A 19,279-nucleotide genomic window follows, 5' to 3' on the forward strand; every position below is an offset into this window, starting at 1 on the left:
AAGGTCAACAGGAACGTCAACACGGTCCAGCAACGGAAAACGACCCACCGTGGGGCAAGACGACGCGTTCATGACTGCTAGCTCCTGCGCTCGACGACGTAACGCGCGAGATCGCGCAGGCGTTCAGCTTTTTCACCAAACGGGGCGAGAGCCTCCGCCGCTCGGAGCGCCAAAGCCTCGGCTTCGCGCCGGGCGCCGTCGACGCCGAGCAACGCGACGAAGGTCGATTTTTCGGCGGCGAGGTCCTTGCCGGCGGTCTTGCCGAGTTCTTCGGCGCTTGCCGTCGCGTCGAGCACGTCGTCGGCGATCTGGAAAGCCGCGCCGATGTCGCGACCATAAGCCGCAAGACGTTCCCGCTGCTCAGCCGTCGCCTGTCCGAGAATGGCGCCAGCTTCGGCTGAATACTGGATCAGGCGACCAGTCTTCAGCGCGTGCAGATGCCGGACTTCGTCAAGGGAAAGCGAACGCCCCTCCCCTTCCATGTCGATCATCTGCCCGCCGACCATGCCCGCCGCGCCCGAAGCGCGGGCGAGGGCCAGCACCAGATCGGTCCGCACCACGGCGTCGCTGTGCGTGGCCGTTTCCGCCAGAATTTCAAAGGCGCGCGTCTGCAGGGCGTCTCCGGCCAAAATCGCAGTCGCCTCGTCGAACTTACGGTGCGTTGACGGTTGGCCACGCCGCAGATCGTCATCATCCATTGCAGGCAGATCGTCGTGCACCAGAGAATAGGCGTGCAGCATCTCCACCGACGCCGAAACGCGGTAGGCGCGCGCATCGGCTTCCGCGCTTTCGGCGAACAGAGCCGCCACTTCGGCGACCAGATAGCCGCGCAGACGCTTGCCGCCGCCGAGCGTCGCGTAACGCATGGCGTCGACCACGCGCGCCTCCGGCCCCGGCATTGCGGGAATCAACGCATCCACGGCAGCTTCGATCGCCGCCGCCCTGTCGCGCAGGGAGGCGCGCAGGGCGACGCCGTCTCCCGCGCCGTTTCCTTCGAGGCCCTGACTGGCCACAGGGGAAGCTGTGCGCTGAACCGCGCCGGTGATGGTCATAACCCGTTCAATCCGCTATTTTTTTTGTATCGAGAGCGCCGTCCGTGCGCTGGACGATGGCCTGCACGCGCGCTTCGGCCGCACGAAGCTTGCTCTCGCAATGCTCGCGCAACGCGGCGCCGCGTTCATAGGCGGTGATCGCGTCTTCCAGCTTGAGCTGCCCGCCCTCGAGGCCCTTTACGATGCGCTCCAGCTCAGCCAAAGCTTCTTCGAAAGACATTGAGGCAATGTCGCCGCTCATTTCCGTCCAACCATTCCGGATTGCGCTCCGCCATTCGTCAAGCCGTTGCCCTTACTCCCCGCGATCCCTCAAACGCAACCCTGCGGGGGTGGGAAACAGTCCAGCCATGCGTGCTTCAGCGGCCGACGCCGACACCTGAACGGGCCACAGCTGGCTCTCAGTCCGGCTTTCTGCGAATTACAAAAGAAAGAACGCCGCCCTCTTCGCCAAACGCAACCAGCGCGTGCCCGCTCTCCCGACAAAACGCCTGAAAGTCGGACACGGAAGCGCGGTCCGTCGCAAGCACCCGCAGCCTGTCTCCAGCGCCGAGGCCACGAAGAGCCCGATTGGCTTTCAACACGGGCAACGGGCAGCTGAGGCCCCTTACATCCAGAATTGTCTCATTCACGACGCGCGATCCATCTGCGGCAGATTGCGGCAAAGGTAGACATAAGAACCATCCTGCGCGATTCCTTACAATCCGACCTCCCCAATTCATGTGAAGTGGCCGTGCGCGGCAGAGCTTCCTACAAAAAACGAGGCTGAAGAGCTATGAACGACTGGCGGCTTGGAATCGATGTTGGCGCCACGAAAATCGAAATCGTGGCCCTCGACCGCACAGGAGAGATGAAGTTGCGTCGGCGCGTGCCGAATCCGGGGCAATATGACGCACTCCTCACTACAATTCGCGACCTTTCGAACTCGGCCGCCGACGAACTGGGCGCATCTTCCTCAAGCACCCCGCTACCAATCGGCGTAGGCATTCCGGGATCGACGGATGCGTCGAGCGGCCTTGTGAAGAACGCCAACGCCACATGGCTTAACGGCAAGCCTTTCGAGCGCGACCTTCCTGAAGTCGCGGGCCGTCCTGCCCGCGTCGAGAACGACGCGAACTGTTTCGCGCTGTCGGAGGCCATCGACGGTGCGGCTGCGGGAAAGAACGTCGTGTTCGGCGTGATCATCGGGTCCGGCATGGGCGGCGGTCTGGTGGTGAACGGCAAGCTGGTTTCGGGCCTCAACCATATCGCCGGAGAATGGGGCCATACGCCCCTGCCCTGGCCACGTCTGGAAGAGTTCCCCATGCCAAAGTGTTTCTGCGGCAACGAAGGCTGTCTGGAGCGTTTCCTGTGCGGGTCGGCGCTGGCCGAAGACTGGCAGGGACCGGGCCATCGTAGCGTGGAAGGCATTGAAGACGCCGCTGCGAATGGAGACGCCAGAGCCGTCGCGGCGATCGACCGCTACGTTGATCGGTTCGCCCGCGCCTGCGCGATGCTGATCAATATCCTCGACCCCGACGCAATCGTCCTCGGCGGCGGCGTGTCCAATCTCCGCGCCGTGCGCGAGCGCACGCAGGGGCTGTTGCAGCGCCACGTCATCACCCCCGGCTGCAAGACTCCGATTCTCGGCAACAAGCACGGAGACAGCTCCGGCGTACGGGGAGCCGCGTGGCTGTGGGAGCCTGCCGAAACGACCCGCTGACGAGCGGAAGCGCTCCGGCGTTATGCCGGGATTGCGCCTCACTTCTGCCGCGCAACGCGCGTGTCGCGCGTTGCCCATCGTGTGGCTCGCGCAGAATTGTATCGCACCCGGATCTTGAGCGGCTGTCCATCGTCCATGTCGACTGCGACGCCTTCTTCGCCAGCGTCGAGAAGCATCGACGGCCGGAACTGGCGGGCAAACCCCTGCTGGTCGGCGGAACCGGCGATCGGGGCGTCGTCAGCACCGCCTGCTACATCGCACGTCTGAGCGGAGCGCGGTCGGCGATGCCGATGCGGCAGGCGCGGCAGCTTTGCCCTGACGCCATCGTTCTCGAACCGGACATCGCCGCCTATCGCGCGGTCGCGAAGACGATGCGCGAGATGATGAGTGCGCTGACGCCGCTGGTCGAAGCCAAATCGATCGATGAAGCCGTGCTTGATTTGTCGGGAACGATGCAGCTTCACGGGGCTCCGCCCTGCGTGGTGGCCGCCCGCCTTGCCCTGGCGGTTGAACAGGAGCTGGGCGTTTCGATCTCCGTGGGGCTCGCCGAGAACCCGATGATGGCCAAGCTGGCCGCCGAAATCGACAAGCCGCGAGGATATGGCGTCATCGGAGCCGAAGCGCCGGAGTGGCTCGCCCCGCGTTCAGTCCGCACCCTTCCAGGAGTCGGAGCCGCTCAGGAACGAGCTCTTGGCCGTGCAGGCTTCACCACGCTCGGCGCCATTGCCGCACTAAGCGACCACGACGCTGTGCGGCGGCTTGGCCCTCATGGTCCATCGCTCGCTGCGCGCGCACGAGGCGAGGATGCAAGGCGTGTGACCCCGTCTCGCCCCGCCAAATCGGTCAGCGTCGAAACAACGTTCGCAACAGATATCTCCGCTGTTGCGGAGCTGGAGCGCCGCCTGTGGCTGCTTTGCGAACGCCTCGGGGCGCGACTTCGCAAAGGCGAACTCTCGGCGACAGGGATTTCGCTGAAGCTCCGCACCAGCCGTTTCGAGACGCGGACACGCGCTGCGCAGCTTTTCACGCCTACGATCTTGCCGGAGCGTCTGTTCGCGCTCGCTCGCGAACTGCTGACGAAAGAAATCGATGGCTCGGCATACCGCCTGCTGGGGATAGGGACCAACGGGCTGGCTCCATTGGCCGCAGCGGACCCGCCTGACCTCGCTGACCCGAACTCAGGCCGCCGCGCCGCCATGCAGAACGCCATAGATTCGATTCGGACGCGCTTTGGCGACACGATGCTCAATCGGGGGCGAGCGCTGGACCGCAAGTGACCCCGGCCCGGCAATACACAATCTGGCCGCGCAGACGTCCACACCCGGAGCGCGCGCACGCCGCGCGTCGGAAAAAAACGATGCGAAAACGACACAATGCGAGCCTAACCGAAAAATTCACACTCATTTCGATACAATAACACTTGCGTGCGCCACTGCACGATTTCGATACTGGCGCGAGTCAGACACTGGCAGGCACACCCGCCAAGCGAAGCCGGTGAAAACGAAATGGAGTGTTCATGGTTCGCCGCCTTCTCCCGCGCAATAAAGTATCCCGCATAGCGTTGTGGAGTTCGGTATTTATCGGCAGTTCCACTTTGGGAGGGCTTGCGGCGAATGCTGCTGCCGACACTACGGCGGTGAAGCATGTCGCACGTCACGGCAAAACACGATCAACGCATGGCGGCGTGGTCACGCCTGCTGCGTCAACCGGTTCAGTTCAGCGTCAGGCAGGAGTCGCTCCGGCCAAAAGACCGGCGCACCTGGTCGCCAATGGCGACGAAGCTGTCGCCGTAACGGCGCAAAGACATATCTCGCACAATTCTGAAGTAGTGGTCGGACGAGCTGAAATCGAGCAGATGGTGTCCGGCTCCAATGTGCTTCGCATGCTGGCGCAGGTTCCCGGCGTGAGCTTCAGCGCAACCGACGCCCTTGGCATCGACACATGGGGCGCCAGCATCTACATGCGCGGCTTCTTCATGGACCAGTTGGGCGTAACCGTCGACGGAGTTCCGCTGAACGACCAGACATACACAAATATCAACGGGCTCAACGTCAACAACGCCGTCATTTCCGACGATATCGATCACAGCAGCATCTCGCAGGGCGCTGGCGCCGTCGATCTGCCGTCGAACACCAATCTTGGCGGGACGATGCAGTTTTTCATTACGCCCCCGAAAGACAAGTTTGGCGGCAAGGTGCTACAGGGCTTCGGCAGCTACGGCATGAAACGCACCTACGTTCGGATTGACAGCGGCATTCTCAACCCCAGCGGCACGAAGTTCTTCGTCGATTATTCACGGAGTTACGAGAAAAAATACGACGCGCCCAGCCCCGCCTTCATGCAGCAGACCGACGCCAAGCTTGAGCAGCCGATCGGCGAGCGCAGCAAGATGACGGCGTTTTTCAACTGGACCAATGCTCAGGTCTGGGGATATGCGGACAAATCTCTTGATATTCTGAACACGGTCGGATGGCGAACGGAATCGTTCTATCCGAACTACGCTGGCGCCTATGCGGCCGCGCAGTGGAACTGGGCCTGCTCCGGGCTTTCCAATCCTGGAAATTCCTGCGCCTCAAGCGGACCAATCACGAATCCTCTGACCGGGCAACCTCTGGCGCAACGCGGCCCGAACCAGTTGCCCGCTGGCTGGGAGAATACGAACGAAACCGCTGGCGTCGCATATTATGACGCAGGGCAGGCGTCGACGGATTATATCGGCGGCATGACATTCGATCTCGCGCTTACCGACAGGTTACGCTGGATTACGACGCTTTACGGACACAGCGACACATCCTACGCCACCTATGGCGACCCCTACGTACCGTCGTTGACCGGAGCGCCATTGTCCGAGCAGGTCTGGCAGTATCGACAGGAGCGTTACGGCTTCAATTCGGCGTTCGAGTACAAGATCGGAAAACATACGATCAACACCGGCGCCTGGTATGAAAACAACAATCAGTGGGCCGGACAATTCTGGTATAACGAACCTGTTCTGGGCGAAGGGTCGCCGCTGAAGACCGTTGGCCCTTACACAACCTACGGCCCGGCCTTCGCCCAGAATTATGGATTCCAGTGGAACACCAACACGTTTCAATATCACGTCATGGACACGTGGCGTCCTCTGAACAACCTGACTGTGCTGCTTGGGTTCAAATCCATGTTGCAAACCACGTCTGGCGGATCAAACTACACAAATCAGGAATCGTACGACGGCACGCTGCCGACGTACGAAGGGAATTTGCCCAACGGTTCGATGACGGCAGCGTCTGCTTTCTTGCCGCATATCAACGTCAGCTGGCATTTCCTTCCGGGGCATGAACTCTACTTCGATATTGCGGAAAACATGCGCCCCTACACCGTGGCGCCCACCGGCGGCAGCGCATCGCCCTGGGCGATTTCGAGCCCTTCCGGCTCCGGCGTCACGAACCAGCAGCTTTTCGACAGCATTCGTCGATCCGTTCGACCCGAGCGAGACTGGATCTACCTGGTGGGATATCGTTACAACTCTCGCCTGCTGACTGCTTCGGTCGACGCGTATCACGCAGACATCTCTCATCGCCTGATCTCGGCTTCGGTCGGCTCGCTCAACAACCCGCAGACATCGCTGCTCGACACCCGCAAGGCGACGATGTACGGCATGGACGCATCGGCGACGATACGGCCGTTCGCATCTGGACCGCTGCGTGGACTGTCGATCTACAACTCAGTCAGCTACAATCACTTCACATACAGTAAAAACGTCAGCATCATGGACGGAAACGGGGATTATCACGATCTCCGTGGCGCCAAAATGACCGGCTATCCGCAGGTGATGTACAAGGCGAACGCCAGTTACTCTTACAAGCGCTTCAACGTTCATTTTGACGTCAATTATTATTCAAAACGCCCGTTCACGCTCATCAATAATCTTTATGTTCCGGCGTACTGGCTGGCCAACACAGGCGCTCAATATTCTTTCGGCGATTACTGGGTTCTGAAAAACGTCACGTTCGGTTTCAACGTCTATAATCTCTTCAACGCCAAATACATCGCCATGATGGGCGAGAACGGATTCCCTGTGTCCACCGATTACCAGTCGATGGAGCGCGGCTCTGTCCGCGAATATTTCGGCACGGTCAGCACCGAGTTCTGATCTCAGCACTTCTCGCTTTTCAATGCAGGGGCGGCGTCCGAGCGGCGGCCGCCCCCTCCATGAACGGCGCCGGGCTTTACGCCCATCGCGGCGCTCAGACCTCGCATACTCACGATCGTCTCAGATACTTATTTTCTGAACTCCGCTAGAGAGCCACCTGGCCCATAGCGCCCCCGGGGCCGGCACCCTGGAAATTTCCCTGAATGTAATTTGCGCTCACGGCTCGCGACGTGGGTCCCCTCGCCTTCGCGAGAAACTTCCGACGCCTATTCGTTGGCCGCCATCCGAAATACGCTCAATATGTCAATTTCAACATCCCCCTGACCTCGTGAGCGCTTGACGCCAACAACTGCGCGCTCACGCACCTGAAGCATCCGTTACAATATTGAATATGATGCTTTATATTATTTACACTTTCCACTCATTGAATCACCGTCTCTCTGGCGCCATCGTTTGGTCTGCGCCAAAGAAGAAGCGTCTCTGATTTCGAAATATTCGTCACGAGCCGCCAATACTCGCATTGCGCCGCGCGCTCCTTCCCGTCATCCAAGAGAACACTTTCATGCCAGAAATTTTAGCAACACCCATCAAACGTCGACAATTTCTTGGGGCGGCCGCACTGACCTGCGTTGGCGGAGCTTTGGGCGGACAGGCCCGCGCCGCCAATCCAGGCGTTACGTTGAGGGTGGCGACTTTTCGCGGCATGGACTCCACACTACTACCAGCGGCGCACGTCGCGGATTTCCCTTACACCGTGGCTTACAGCGAATTCAATTCCGGCAACCTCATCGCGCAGGCCATCAACGCCGACGCCATCGATCTGGGCGGCTGGAGCGAGATTCCGATGGTGTTCGCCGCAGCCGCCAAATCGAATGTAGCCGTCGTGGCTACTCTCGAAGGTCCGACGACCGATCAGGCGGTGCTCACGCCCGCCAACTCTCCCTATAAATCCATCAGCGATCTGCGCGGCAAACGCGTCGGATACATCCGCGCCACTACAGCACATTACTTTCTGATCCGGATGCTTGAGCAGGCCGGGCTTTCATGGACGGATATCCAGCCCGTCGCCCTTTCGATGAGCGAGGGATTGACCGCTATCAAATCCGGCAGCCTGGATGCGTGGGCGACATACGGTTACGCAATCCAGATACTGGAAGCCGCTGGCGCGGCGCGGGTTCTGCAAAGCGCCGCCGATATTCTTTCCGGACATTACTTCATCGGCGCCAACCCGCGCAAATTGGGGGATCCGGCTTTCCGCGCCGCCGCCGCCGATTATCTTGACAGACTCAACCGTGCATACGCCACGCTCGCAGCCGACAAGGCGTTATGGGCCAAAGTCGTCTCGCCTGTCATCCACGTTCCCGAAGATGTCGTGCTCGCCTATTTGCGCGCGCAGAACCGGCCATATCGCGCCCGAGCCTGGCGACAGGACGATATCGTCAGCGCCGACGCAGTAGCAAGAACGTTTGCAAAAGCAGGTGTTTTACCGCAAGACGCCAACGTCGCCGCAGTTTTCTCACCCGCGCTTTCAAAGCTTCTTCCGGCTTGACGGTCTGCGCGCCGCCACGATCGCGGCGCGCAGATTTAGATTTTCTAAATAGAAACACCAAGTGATTTAAGAAGCGTCTCGCGCATATCTTCAAAGACAGGATCGACGTGTTTACGGGGCCGCTCAAGGGCCACAGGCATATCCACCCTGATCCTGCCACGCTCCAGAACAACAGCGCGGTCGGCCAGCAATAGCGCCTCGTCGACGTCGTGAGTCACGAGCAGAACGGCACAGCGACGGCGCTTCCACAGCTCTCCAACCAGCCCCTGCATTTTCAGACGCGTAAGGGCGTCCAGCGCGGCGAAGGGCTCATCCAACAGCAAAAACCCAGGCTCCCGCACAAGCGCGCGCGCAAGCGCTGCGCGCTGCGCCTCGCCGCCAGAAAGGGTAAGCGGCCACGCGTCGATCCGGTGCGCAAGTCCGACCTCCTCCAGAATCGCCGCCGCGCGATCTCGCCCGTCCTTTCCCTCCTGTCCCAGAACAACGTTCTCCCAGACGCGCTTCCATGGAAGCAGACGATGCTCCTGAAAGACGACCGAAACTTCCCGAGGACGCGACACCGCGCCTTCGACGACAGGATCGATACCCGCCAATGTGCGCAAGAGCGTCGATTTACCCGAACCGCTATGTCCCAGAAGCGCCACGAACTCACCAGGAGCAATGGCGAGATCGAGCCTGTCCAGCACGGCGGGGCCATCCCCAAAACGCCGCGTCAGCCCTTCCACGATTACCGCGACGTTACCGTCCTCATGGCTCCCGGCATGGACGGCTACAGTTGCAAGCTCGCTCTGCGCACGCTTCAGCACCGCGCTCATCGTGCCGCTCCTCGCGCCAGCGGACGCCAGACGAGAAGCTTCGCTTCAAGGAAACGAACGATCTGATCGGAAAGCAAACCGAGGACGCCGTAAACCAGCAAGCCGACCATAATGATGTCCGTTCGGAGGAAGTCTTCCGCGTCCATCATCATATGACCGATGCCGCTTTCCGCGTTCACCTGTTCGGCGACCACCAACATCAGCCACGATACGCCGACAGCGTAGCGAATGCCGATGAGAAGATCTGGTAACGCGCCCGGCAAAATCACGTTACGGATCGTGTCCAGACGGGAGAGGCCCAGCGTGCGGGTCATTTCCAGCAACTTCGGATCGATCGACCGCACGCCCTTGTGGAGGTTCAGGTAGATCGGAAACGTGGCCCCAAGCGCGACGAGGAGCACTTTCGGCGTCTCACCGATGCCGAACCACAGAATGAACAGCGGCACGAGCGCCAGTGCGGGTAACGTGCGCATGATCTGCAGCGGCGCATCGACCAGATCCTCCCCGACGCGCGAAAGTCCGGAGAGCAGGGCCAACGTCACGCCGACGACCGCCGCAATGCCGAACCCGGCGCCCGCGCGCAGCAGGGAGACGCCGAGATTCGATGTCAGCGTCCCGTCAGCGATGAGAGAGGCGGCGGTCTGCGCAATCTGCCACGGCGACGCGACGAGGCGCGTCGACACGAAGCCGGATGCGCACGCGGCCTGCCATACCGCAACAAGAAGCAGAGGCGACAGGTACCGACGAAAGCGCCCCAACTCCCGAAGGGCGATCCGCCCACTTGCGCCTTGAGATCGTCCTCGGGACGCGAGGCTTATGAGGGTTTCCGACATGTTTCGCGCTCCGATTTCCACGTTCAGGGCGCGAAGGTAGTGCATTATATACAATATCGAATGTTAAATTAATTAATCACATCCATTGATGTGTTTTATTTGCCCCCCTTCCCGTCGGTTGGCACTCTCTCCGCTGCAAGCCGCCCACAGCTGGAACAATTCAGGACCGCCCTTAATGCCGCGCCCATTCTTTCATGCAGCCAATTTCTTCCTCGCCATCGCGGCCGCTCTGACAGTTACAGCGACAACGGCGCGCGCAGAGGGCGAACTGGTCGTCGCGGACCAGAGGGGGCTTCAGAAGGCGGTCCTGCAGGCGTCGAAGGCCGATCAGAATCTGCCGTACCGCGTGCGTTGGGTCGAATTCGACGCCGCAGCGCCGCTGCTGCAGGCGTTGGGCGCAGGCGCGGTGGACACGGGTGTCGCCGGCGACGGGCCTTTTCTCTTTGCGTGGGGCGCCGGGCAACCGATCAAGGCCGCTTACTGGCTCCCGCCGCGGGGTGCGGGCCATACGACCGCCGTCGTGACAGGCGAGCATTCCCCGATACGCACAGCAGCAGACCTGTCTGGCAAGACCATCGCGACGGGGCGCGGCTCCATCGGTCATTTGTTGCTGCTGCGTCTGATTCAGACCGGCGCGATTCCGGCTCCCGCCCCCCGTATCGTGTTTCTGCCTCCAGCGCAGGCGAAAGCGGCGCTGGACAGCGGCGCAGTCGACGCGTGGTCGACGTGGGAGCCGTATGTTTCCCTCAACCTTGTGCAGAATCATGGACATGTGGTCGCCGACGGGCAGACTGTGCTGCCCAACAACGGTTTCCTTGTCGCGACTGACTCCGCCCTGAAGAACAAGCGGGCCTTGCTGGCGGATTTCTATCGGCGCGTCAGCGACGCTTCGCGGTGGGCGGAGAACCACCAGAGCGAATACGCGGCCATCCTGTCCCGCCAGACGGGAATGCCGCAGGACGTTTCCGTGGCTGTGGCGAAGGAACTGATCTCCACCCCCGGCCCCGTCAACCCTTCCGTCGTTCAGGCCGAACAGGCGACGCTGGACGCCTATCGCGCCGCCAATCTTGTCGACCATGGCGGTTCGGTCGCCGCCGCATTCATCACCGGATTCGCAGCGCCGTGACCGACCGGGTCCGAACATATGACACGGACGTCCTGATCATCGGCGGCGGCCTGGCCGGATGCTGGACCGCGATCTCGGCGAGGCGGGCCGGAGTCCGGGCCATCGTCGCAGAAAAAGGGTATTGCGGCACATCCGGCGTGGCCGCCTCCGCCGGTCCCGGACACTGGTTCGTTCCTCCCGAAGCGCGGTTGCGGGAAGAGGCGATCGCTCGTCGGATGGCGGGCGCCCAGGGGTTGGGCGACGCGCGATGGATGGAGCGCATCATAGACCGAACGTATCGGACTCTCCCCGATATCGGCACGCATTATCACTACACGCCAGACGATTCCGGCGCCGTTCGGCGGCATGCCTTGCGCGGGCCGGAATATCTCCGCGCCCTCCGCGAGAAAGCGCTTGCTGCAGGCGCCGTCCTGCTCGACCACAGCCCTGCCTTGCAGCTTCTTGGACACCGTGACGGCCGCGTCTCCGGCGCGCAGGGCGTCTCCCGGCAGGGCGACGGCGACGAGTGGCTGGTGCGCGCCGGCGCGGTGGTTCTCGCAACAGGCGGCTGCGCGTTCCGCTCGCACCTTCTGGGCGGTTCGAACAATACCGGCGACGGCCTGCTGATGGCGGTCGAAGCCGGAGCGGCGTTGTCCGGGATGGAATTCTCTTCCTTCTTTACTGTCGCCCCTGCAAACACGCCGTTGTCCCGCGCGATGATTTTCAGTTTCGCACGATATTACGACACGCAGGGGCGTGAGATCGCCAAACCCGCAGCGCCAAACGATCACAGCGCTATCGCCGTTGCGCTGCAAGGCGGGCCGGTCCTGTGCGACCTGTCAGCGACGCCGGAGATCGTCCGTCGTCAGCTGCCGCAGATCTCTCCGAACGTGACGCTCACATTTCGCAGGCTCGGTATAGATCCTTTCACGCAACGCTTTCCAATCTCGTTGCTGGGCGAGGGAACGATACGTGGCGTAGGCGGCGTGCGCGTCACAGGCGAAGACGCCGGAACTGACGTGCCCGGCTTGTACGTGGCGGGCGACGTCGCGTCGCGAGAGCCCGTAACAGGACCGGTCACCGGCGGAGGCGCCGTCAACGCCGCATGGGCTTTGGCGTCAGGTTGCATCGCAGCCGAAGCCGCTGCTCGCAGCGCGCTGGAAAACCCTTTGGACCAGCGATCGATTTTAGAACCTCTGGGTGACGCCGGGTTGTCGACGCGACGTGACCGCACGAATTCGTCGACGACGCGATCCGCGTTTGCGAACACGCTGTCGAAAGGCCCGACGCGCCCGGACGCCAGCGCTTCGAGCGAAGTCGAGATCGTGCTGCGTGAGGAAATGCTGTCCCCGACGCGCCAGTACTTCAGAAACGCCGATACGCTCGCCGCAGCCTCCGCGCGCCTCTCCGCCGCATGGGGTGCATTACGCGACGCGACGCCTCCTTCAGCCGGGCCGCGCGAACGCCAGCGGTTTCGAGAGCTTGCCGCCATGACCGCAACCGCGCGCTGGTGCACCGCAAGCGCCGCGGCGCGCACGGAAAGTCTCGGCATGCACCGCCGCACCGACAGCAGCACTAACGGAAGCGACGTTCCGGCTTATGTAATTTCGGGCGGCGCAGACACCGTCTGGACGCGTCGCCAGGCTGCCGGAACCGTCTCATGATTACTTCTCTCGACACCGAGCGTTGCACCGCCTGCAATCAGTGCGTCGCAACATGCCCACGTGACGTCTTCGAAAAGACCGAACACATCCCGACGATCGCCCGTCCGCAGGACTGCCAGACGTGCTTTCTCTGTGAACTCTATTGCACGGCGGACGCACTTTTTGTTCATCCTGAAGCTGAACCCGCGATGGCGGCGCGCCTCACGCCGTCAGACATCACGCCTCTGCTCGGCGAATACCGGCGGGAGTCGGGATGGGACGAATGGAGCGAGAACCCGCGCTACGCCAACCAGCACTGGCGTATGGAGGACGTGTTCCGGCTCGCCCGCGATGGATGACCTCTTACCGATCAGCCGCGCCGCCCTGCAACATGAAGCGCCCGTCGTCGACGTATTCTGTTATCGTCCCGTCTGCCCTGCTTATCAGCAATAACTGCTCCGGCCTTTCATCATGACCTTTTGGAACGTCACAACCACCGTCCTTCACGCCCGCGACACGCGGGCGGCGCGACACGAGGAGATCACTCGATGAATGTGCTCACGCCCCGACCACATCGCCCGTCGGACGCGATCGAAGCTGCGTTGGACAGGCTGGTTCCGATCTTCGCTGAACGTGCTCCAGCATACGACCGTAGTGGAACGATTGCGCTCGACAATCTTCTCGACCTGAAGGAAGCCGGACTGCTCGCTCTCGCGCTGCCGCACGATAAGGGCGGCGCTGGCATAGGCGTGGCCGAAATCTCGAGGATTGTGGGACGCGTAGCGACCGGCGATCCGACGACGGCGCTGATCCTTGCGATGCAATATCTTCAGACGGGCGCCATCGCGCGGGCCTCGGGCTGGTCGGAGGAGGTTCGTGACGAGCTGTTCGCCAGCGTCGTGCGCGACGGCGCTCTGGTGAACGCACTGCGTGTCGAGCCGGAACTTGGCACCCCCGCACGGGGCGGGTTGCCCGCCACAACGGTCCGCCGTGAAGGCGGGCGTTTCCTGATCAGCGGTCGCAAAATCTTTTCCACCGGATCGACCGCCCTTCGCTGGGGCGTCGTCTGGTCCCGCACCGACGAGGAAACGCCGCGCGTGGGGCAGGTTCTTGTGCCGCTGGACCTGCCGGGCGTGCGGATCGAAGAAAGCTGGCGTCATATGGGCATGCGCGCGACCGCCAGCCACACGATTGTTTTCGAGGACGTGGAAATCCCGGAACGTTACCTCGTGTCGCTGAAGGCGCCGGGCGCGTCCGTCGACGAAGCCGTCGCGTTGGCGAGTTGGCACGCCATCGTCATCGGCGCGCTCTACGACGGCGTGGCGCGCACGGCCCGCGACTGGCTGATCGGCTATTTGAAAGAGCGTACCCCGGCCAATCTAGGCGCGCCTTTGGCGACCCTGCCGCGCTTTCATGCCCTGCTGGGCGAGATTGACGCATTACTTCTCACCAATCGCGCATTGATCGAACACGGGCTGGCGCGCGAAGCCGCTGGAGAACGAGGCGACGCCGACGCTGGCCTGATCAAATACACGGTGACGGAGAACGCCATCGCCGCCGTCGGCAAGGCCGTCGCGGCGATCGGAAATCCGGCGCTCAGTCAGGACAATCCACTCGAGCGCCACTATCGGGACGTGCTGTGCGGACGCATTCACACCCCGCAGGGGGATTCAGCGCTCGGCGGGGCGGGGCGGCTCGCTCTCACCTGATACACAGTGGGCAATCTTCGCCGCGCTGGGCGCAGGTATAAATCAAGACATGCGTCGGACGGTTTTCAACACGGAGCCGGGCCTACTCTTCGAACTGGTCTAAGACTGACACTTCGCGCGCCCGGTAACGTCCTGAAACCCGGCGAGAATTATCCTCGACGTCAGTGCCGAAGCTTGAGTCTGACGGGTATCGATCCATCGTGCACAATGAGGCCAGCTTTTGTTAAACACGGCGACTGCGCTATATTTTTTTGTCAGATCTCGATAATTTCTCCTTTTTGTAGTGATCGAGTTTTGTCTTTATAAAAGCCTCGACCTCATGAAGAACTTTCAACTTACCCCTGATTACGTCGAGCCGCTCCTCAAGAAAGACGACCGTTTGTTCAGGCGTAAGGTTCGCAGCGCCATGCGCTTTCAGCAGCGGCCCAATCTCCTTGAGCGAAAAACCAAGGCGTTGCGCCTGACGCACTTTTTCGATCGTGGTCAGCACGGCAGGGTCATATTCGCGATAGACGCGACTTCCGGCTCGCCGCTCGGTCGAGGCGATCAGGCCCATCTCTTCGTAATGACGGACGCCATCCTTCGACAGGCCAGCGATCCTCGCCACTTCACTGATCAGCATTGCGCGCCTCTTGACTGTGGGGTTTCCCCACAGATTATCTGAATGGCCATGTGAATAAAGCCGCATGGAGCGATACTGACATGGCCAATGTTTCCAAACCCGTCGCCCTCGTATCGGGCGCATCGTCCGGCATCGGCAAGGACATAGCCCTGCGCCTCATCCGGGAAGGCTACGTCGTCTACGGCGGCGCACGCCGCGTCGGAAATATGGCGGATATCGAAGCCGCCGGCGGTCACGCCATTGCTCTGGACGTCACCGACGACGCTTCAATGACGCAGGCGGTCGACCGGATCATGCGCGAACAACGTCGCCTCGACGTGCTGGTCAACGGGACCGGTTACGGCCAATACGGAGCGCTGGAAGACGTGCCCATGGCGGAAGCCCGCCGTCAGATGGAGACGAACCTGATCGGAGCCGCCCGGCTTGTTCAGCTTTGTCTTCCTCATATGCGCGCCGCTGGCGACGGCGCGATCCTCAATATTTCCTCGATCGGTGGAAAGTTCGCGCTGCCGCTCGGCGGCTGGTATCACGCATCCAAGTTCGCCCTTGAGGGATATTCAGACGCGCTGCGGAACGAAGTGCGCCAGTTCGGGATCGAGGTGATCGTGATCGAGCCGGGCGGAATTGCCTCCGAATGGGAGAGCATCGCAGCGGATGAAGCCGCACGCCTTTCGGGCGGCGGCGCCTACGCTGCGATGGTCGAGAAATTCCGCAACATGCGGGGCAAGCGTCAGGCCCCGCCGCCCGCAGTAGTGTCCAATCTGGTTGTCCGAGCGTTAAACGCACGACGCCCGGCCACCCGGTATAGTGGCGGGCTTATGGCGCGACCGTTGTTGTTCCTGCGGCGTCACCTGTCCGACCGGATGTTCGACCGCCTTATCATGTCAGCTTTTCGCTGACTCGCCCCCGCGGCGGCGCATACAAAACCGAACAAGGATATGAACAATGATCCAGATTGATCGCCTCGATCACCTGGTTCTGACCGTCGCCGATATCGAAAAAACATGCGCGTTCTACCGGAACGTTCTCGGCTTCGAAATCGTCACGTTCGGAACGGGACGCAAAGCCCTGAAATTCGGACTCCAGAAATTCAATCTTCATCAGGTCGGCCATGAATTCGAGCCAAAGGCGCACAAACCCACATCGGGTTCCGCCGATCTTTGCATCATCGCCACAACACCCATCGAGGAGGTGATCGTCGAACTGATCAGACTGAAAATAGTCATCGAGGAAGGCCCGGTGGAGCGAACAGGGGCCAACGGCCCCATCCGGTCCGTGTATATTCGTGACCCGGATCTAAACCTGATCGAAATTTCGAATTATCGGCTCGCGACGTGACCCGGCGATGACGGTGCAGGCAGGTCGTCCGAGCAATTTCGACATACCAACTCTCCTCCCGTCGCCAAATCGCAACCGGAATCGTAAAATTCAAGACGATCACTTGAGACGCCGCTCTATAAATCAAGCCACATTCAACGAAGAGACGTCATTGACCCAGCAGGTTTTGATGTCCAGCTGTCCCTGCTGAGAGACCCATTCCGGCTTTTCAAATCGCTCGGACCTGCCTGACGCAGGCATGCTCGAACTTCAGTAATGGCCTCTTCCCAGCTCCCAACCGGCGCTGAGGTCCAAGCCAGAGGCGCGCGACCGTCGCGCAGCACACATTCAACGAGGCTCGAACGTCGCGCCGTATTTGCCCTCCTGCCGTTCGGAACAAATTTCTTTGTTTAGCAATACGTTAATGCAAGAAATTCATTTTCACTAACAAAAATAGTTAATTATATAAACACTTGTTAAATGTATTAATTTGGTCCATATATATTTATATAACTTATATTTTTAGTGAATTATCCGACGCGCGACAACCCGCGTCATCAGGAGACGTCCCCGTGTCGCAATCGTCCCAGTCCACGCTCCCTCAACGGATGGCGCGCAATGTTCCTACGGAACTGTTGCGATCGTTCGTCGCGATCGTCGAGGCTGGCTCGATGGCGCAGGCGACGGAGACAATTTTCCTCACGCAATCCGCCCTGAGCCTGCAGATGAAGCGGCTTGAGGATGTGCTGCAACAGAAACTGTTCCGGCGGGACGGGCGTCGCCTGACCCTCACGGCGCCAGGCGAAGAACTCATCTCATACGCGCGCCAGCTTCTGGCGCTCAACGACCGGATCATGCACACGCTCGGACAGAGCGTGGATGAAGACCCGATCACCGTGGGGATGGTGCAGGATTTCGCCGACACGGTTCTTCCCGATGTGCTCAACCGTTTCCGCCTCGAACACCCCCGCGCACGCCTTATCGTCCGCGTTGGCGGGTCGGCGGAGCTTCTGGAGATGTTCGACCGCTCCCGCCTCGACGTCGTGCTGTGCCTCGGTCAGCACGGAGATCGACCGGGCGCGAGCTGGCGCGTCGTTGGCCACGATCAGATGGTCTGGCTGGGCGATACCGCGTTGACCGAACTCGACGAACTTCCGCTTGCCCTGCTCGAACCGCCGTGCCGTTTTCGTGACGCTGCGCTACGGACTTTGACGGAAGCGCGACGTGATTACCGGATCGTGCTGGAGACGCCCAACCTCCCGGCGATGCGCGCAGGGGTGCGCGGACGCCTTGGCCTGAGTTGCCGCACGCGTCGTTTCGCCGCCGCCGAAAGGCTGCCGATCATGGCTCCGGATGCTTTGCCGCCATTACCGGAAATCGAAACGGTGCTGGTCGAACGGGAAGGTCTATCGGAAGCCGCGCGCGATCTCGGCGACCTTCTCGCCCGCACAATCGGCAATCGTTGAGCTGGGCCCAAGAGCGTGATGACAAAAACTTCGTGGTCCGTGCGCTCTTCGGTCCTTCATAAGAAATGGCGCGAAAACACCGATCAGGATGAACGCCGTGGCCAATAACCAGAAAGACAGCACCCCGAGCCTCAACGCCCTCTTCCGCGAACTCGACGCCGAGCGCCGCAGGACATGGGCTCCGGAGGCTTTGGCGATCAACGTCAACCAGCGCGCGACGCTGCGCCGCGACCACGGCGCGTCTCCCCATGTGCAGATTGGCGACACGCTGGAGCCCGCCACGCTGCGCAACGCCGCTGGAGAATCCGTTTCCCTGGACTCGCTGACCGAAAAAGGGCCTGCCGTCATTGTCCTGTTTCGTTTTGCGACCTGTCCGGCGTGTAATATCGCCCTCCCGTATTATCGCGATACTCTCTGGCCGTCGCTTCAGGCCGCAGGGGTCGCGCTCGCGGCGGTTTCGCCGCAGCCCTTCCCGGCTCTGAACGACATCGCCACGGCGCATGCTTTGCCGTTTCCCGTGCTGTCCGACCCGCAACTTGCTTTCGGTCGGGCCCTCGGCGTGACCTACCAGTTTGACGACGCATCCCGCGCGGCTGCGGAAGCCAAGGGGGGGACGCCGCACGCGCTCAACGGCGTCGACATATGGGAACTGCCGAAGCCCGCTGTCCTGATCATCTCTCCGGATCGCAAGGTTCTGTTCGCCGATGTTTCTCCGGACTGGATGGAGCGAACGGAGACCTCGACGATTCTGAAGGCCCTCGGCCTGACGCCAACGGAAATATCCCATGCTGCGTGATGCGGACACGCCCACCGCCACAATTTCTCCCGGCGATGTAACGCAAGACGATTTTCGGCGCGCCATGAGCCTGCTCGGCGCGCCGGTCGTACTGGTGACGACGGATGGCCCGCACGGGCGGCACGGGCTGACGGTCTCGGCCATATGCAGCGTCAGCGACACCCCGCCCACCGTTCTGGTCTGCCTCAACCGGTCCAATCGGTCGCACGCCGCCTTTCTGCTCAACGGCGCGATCGGGATCAGCCTGCTCGCCGAAGGACAGGAAGCGATCGCGGGCGCGTTCGCCAGCAGTCGCCTGAGTTCGGAAGAACGTTTCGCCAATGGCGTGTGGCGCGTGGGCGCAAGCGGCGCGCCCCTGCTCGAACAGGCGGTCGCGACGCTCGATTGCGCCGTTGCGTCTGTGCAGACCTCCGGCAGCCATGACGTTCTGTTCTGTCGCGTCAACGCCATCGCTCACCCGTCGGACGACGGACACGGCCTTGCCTGGTTCGACCGTCGCTTTCACGTCCTTCCCCGTTTCACGACGCAATTTTGAAGACAC

At 61.5% G+C, this 19,279-nt stretch carries 19 protein-coding genes; 13 read left to right on the plus strand and 6 right to left on the minus strand.

Annotation, left to right across the window (positions count from 1 at the left end; translation table 11 throughout):
* Nucleotides 1-77: 77 nt before the first annotated feature.
* The 3 genes from J2D73_RS04180 to J2D73_RS04190 all read right to left on the minus strand — a co-directional run bounded on the left by J2D73_RS04180 (nucleotide 78) and on the right by J2D73_RS04190 (nucleotide 1,681).
* On the minus strand, nucleotides 78-1,052 hold the full coding sequence (locus J2D73_RS04180) for a polyprenyl synthetase family protein (RefSeq protein WP_207879707.1): 975 nt from the start codon (nucleotides 1,050-1,052) through the stop codon (nucleotides 78-80).
* A gap of 7 nt (nucleotides 1,053-1,059) precedes the next feature.
* Nucleotides 1,060-1,293 (minus strand): exodeoxyribonuclease VII small subunit, encoded by a 234-nt coding sequence (locus tag J2D73_RS04185; RefSeq protein WP_086644806.1) that lies wholly within the window; start codon nucleotides 1,291-1,293, stop codon nucleotides 1,060-1,062.
* A 157-nt stretch (nucleotides 1,294-1,450) separates the two neighbouring features.
* Nucleotides 1,451-1,681, minus strand: coding sequence for a sulfurtransferase TusA family protein (locus J2D73_RS04190; RefSeq protein ID WP_207879709.1), 231 nt, complete (start codon nucleotides 1,679-1,681; stop codon nucleotides 1,451-1,453).
* Nucleotides 1,682-1,824: 143 nt separating this feature from the next.
* Between J2D73_RS04190 and J2D73_RS04195 the strand changes: the two genes are divergently transcribed.
* From J2D73_RS04195 to J2D73_RS04210, 4 genes are all read left to right on the plus strand, one after another.
* Complete coding sequence (locus tag J2D73_RS04195) at nucleotides 1,825-2,751, plus strand: ROK family protein (RefSeq protein WP_207879711.1); 927 nt, start codon at nucleotides 1,825-1,827, stop codon at nucleotides 2,749-2,751.
* Nucleotides 2,718-4,028 carry a DNA polymerase IV gene (locus J2D73_RS04200; RefSeq protein WP_207879712.1) on the plus strand — a complete coding sequence of 437 codons (1,311 nt, stop codon included), beginning with the start codon at nucleotides 2,718-2,720 and terminating at the stop codon, nucleotides 4,026-4,028. Before J2D73_RS04195 ends, J2D73_RS04200 begins: the two co-directional genes overlap by 34 nt.
* Before the next feature lie 239 nt (nucleotides 4,029-4,267).
* A complete protein-coding gene (locus tag J2D73_RS04205) occupies nucleotides 4,268-6,883 on the plus strand; it encodes a TonB-dependent receptor (protein ID WP_207879715.1) in 2,616 nt (871 codons plus the stop codon).
* A gap of 562 nt (nucleotides 6,884-7,445) precedes the next feature.
* On the plus strand, nucleotides 7,446-8,432 hold the full coding sequence (locus J2D73_RS04210; RefSeq protein ID WP_207879718.1) for an ABC transporter substrate-binding protein: 987 nt from the start codon (nucleotides 7,446-7,448) through the stop codon (nucleotides 8,430-8,432).
* A 44-nt stretch (nucleotides 8,433-8,476) separates the two neighbouring features.
* Here J2D73_RS04210 and J2D73_RS04215 read toward each other — a convergent pair whose 3' ends face one another.
* Nucleotides 8,477-9,247, minus strand: coding sequence for an ABC transporter ATP-binding protein (locus J2D73_RS04215; protein ID WP_207879720.1), 771 nt, complete (start codon nucleotides 9,245-9,247; stop codon nucleotides 8,477-8,479).
* The gene (locus J2D73_RS04220; RefSeq protein WP_207879722.1) at nucleotides 9,244-10,080 is read right to left on the minus strand and encodes an ABC transporter permease; all 837 of its coding nucleotides are present in this window, start codon (nucleotides 10,078-10,080) and stop codon (nucleotides 9,244-9,246) included. Before J2D73_RS04220 ends, J2D73_RS04215 begins: the two co-directional genes overlap by 4 nt.
* A gap of 175 nt (nucleotides 10,081-10,255) precedes the next feature.
* On the opposite strand from J2D73_RS04220, the gene J2D73_RS04225 reads away from it, so the two are divergent.
* The 4 genes from J2D73_RS04225 to J2D73_RS04240 all read left to right on the plus strand — a co-directional run bounded on the left by J2D73_RS04225 (nucleotide 10,256) and on the right by J2D73_RS04240 (nucleotide 14,537).
* Nucleotides 10,256-11,206, plus strand: coding sequence for an aliphatic sulfonate ABC transporter substrate-binding protein (locus J2D73_RS04225; protein WP_207879724.1), 951 nt, complete (start codon nucleotides 10,256-10,258; stop codon nucleotides 11,204-11,206).
* Complete coding sequence (locus tag J2D73_RS04230) at nucleotides 11,203-12,849, plus strand: FAD-dependent oxidoreductase (protein WP_207879726.1); 1,647 nt, start codon at nucleotides 11,203-11,205, stop codon at nucleotides 12,847-12,849. Before J2D73_RS04225 ends, J2D73_RS04230 begins: the two co-directional genes overlap by 4 nt.
* On the plus strand, nucleotides 12,846-13,187 hold the full coding sequence (locus tag J2D73_RS04235; RefSeq protein WP_207879728.1) for a 4Fe-4S dicluster domain-containing protein: 342 nt from the start codon (nucleotides 12,846-12,848) through the stop codon (nucleotides 13,185-13,187). The genes J2D73_RS04230 and J2D73_RS04235 overlap by 4 nt, the downstream gene beginning before the upstream one ends.
* A gap of 189 nt (nucleotides 13,188-13,376) precedes the next feature.
* Nucleotides 13,377-14,537, plus strand: a complete 1,161-nt coding sequence (locus J2D73_RS04240; protein WP_207879730.1) for an acyl-CoA dehydrogenase family protein — start codon at nucleotides 13,377-13,379, stop codon at nucleotides 14,535-14,537.
* Nucleotides 14,538-14,778: 241 nt separating this feature from the next.
* Here J2D73_RS04240 and J2D73_RS04245 read toward each other — a convergent pair whose 3' ends face one another.
* On the minus strand, nucleotides 14,779-15,159 hold the full coding sequence (locus tag J2D73_RS04245; RefSeq protein ID WP_207879732.1) for a MerR family transcriptional regulator: 381 nt from the start codon (nucleotides 15,157-15,159) through the stop codon (nucleotides 14,779-14,781).
* Nucleotides 15,160-15,239: 80 nt separating this feature from the next.
* Here J2D73_RS04245 and J2D73_RS04250 point away from each other — a divergent pair, with 80 nt between their 5' ends.
* The 5 genes from J2D73_RS04250 to J2D73_RS04270 all read left to right on the plus strand — a co-directional run bounded on the left by J2D73_RS04250 (nucleotide 15,240) and on the right by J2D73_RS04270 (nucleotide 19,273).
* Nucleotides 15,240-16,058, plus strand: coding sequence for an oxidoreductase (locus J2D73_RS04250; RefSeq protein ID WP_207879735.1), 819 nt, complete (start codon nucleotides 15,240-15,242; stop codon nucleotides 16,056-16,058).
* Between the two features lie 46 nt (nucleotides 16,059-16,104).
* On the plus strand, nucleotides 16,105-16,497 hold the full coding sequence (locus J2D73_RS04255) for a VOC family protein (RefSeq protein WP_243429638.1): 393 nt from the start codon (nucleotides 16,105-16,107) through the stop codon (nucleotides 16,495-16,497).
* A gap of 551 nt (nucleotides 16,498-17,048) precedes the next feature.
* Nucleotides 17,049-17,942: a LysR substrate-binding domain-containing protein gene (locus J2D73_RS04260; protein WP_341535017.1), complete on the plus strand. Its 894-nt coding sequence runs from the start codon at nucleotides 17,049-17,051 to the stop codon at nucleotides 17,940-17,942.
* 97 nt (nucleotides 17,943-18,039) lie between these two features.
* Entirely contained in the window at nucleotides 18,040-18,738 is a 699-nt protein-coding gene (locus J2D73_RS04265) for a peroxiredoxin-like family protein (protein ID WP_341535018.1), read from the plus strand.
* Nucleotides 18,728-19,273, plus strand: coding sequence for a flavin reductase (locus J2D73_RS04270; protein ID WP_207879739.1), 546 nt, complete (start codon nucleotides 18,728-18,730; stop codon nucleotides 19,271-19,273). Before J2D73_RS04265 ends, J2D73_RS04270 begins: the two co-directional genes overlap by 11 nt.
* The last annotated feature ends 6 nt before the right edge of the window (nucleotides 19,274-19,279 follow it).

Origin of the sequence: Acetobacter sacchari, from assembly GCF_017377715.1 — a bacterium.
GTDB lineage: Bacteria > Pseudomonadota > Alphaproteobacteria > Acetobacterales > Acetobacteraceae > Acetobacter > Acetobacter sacchari.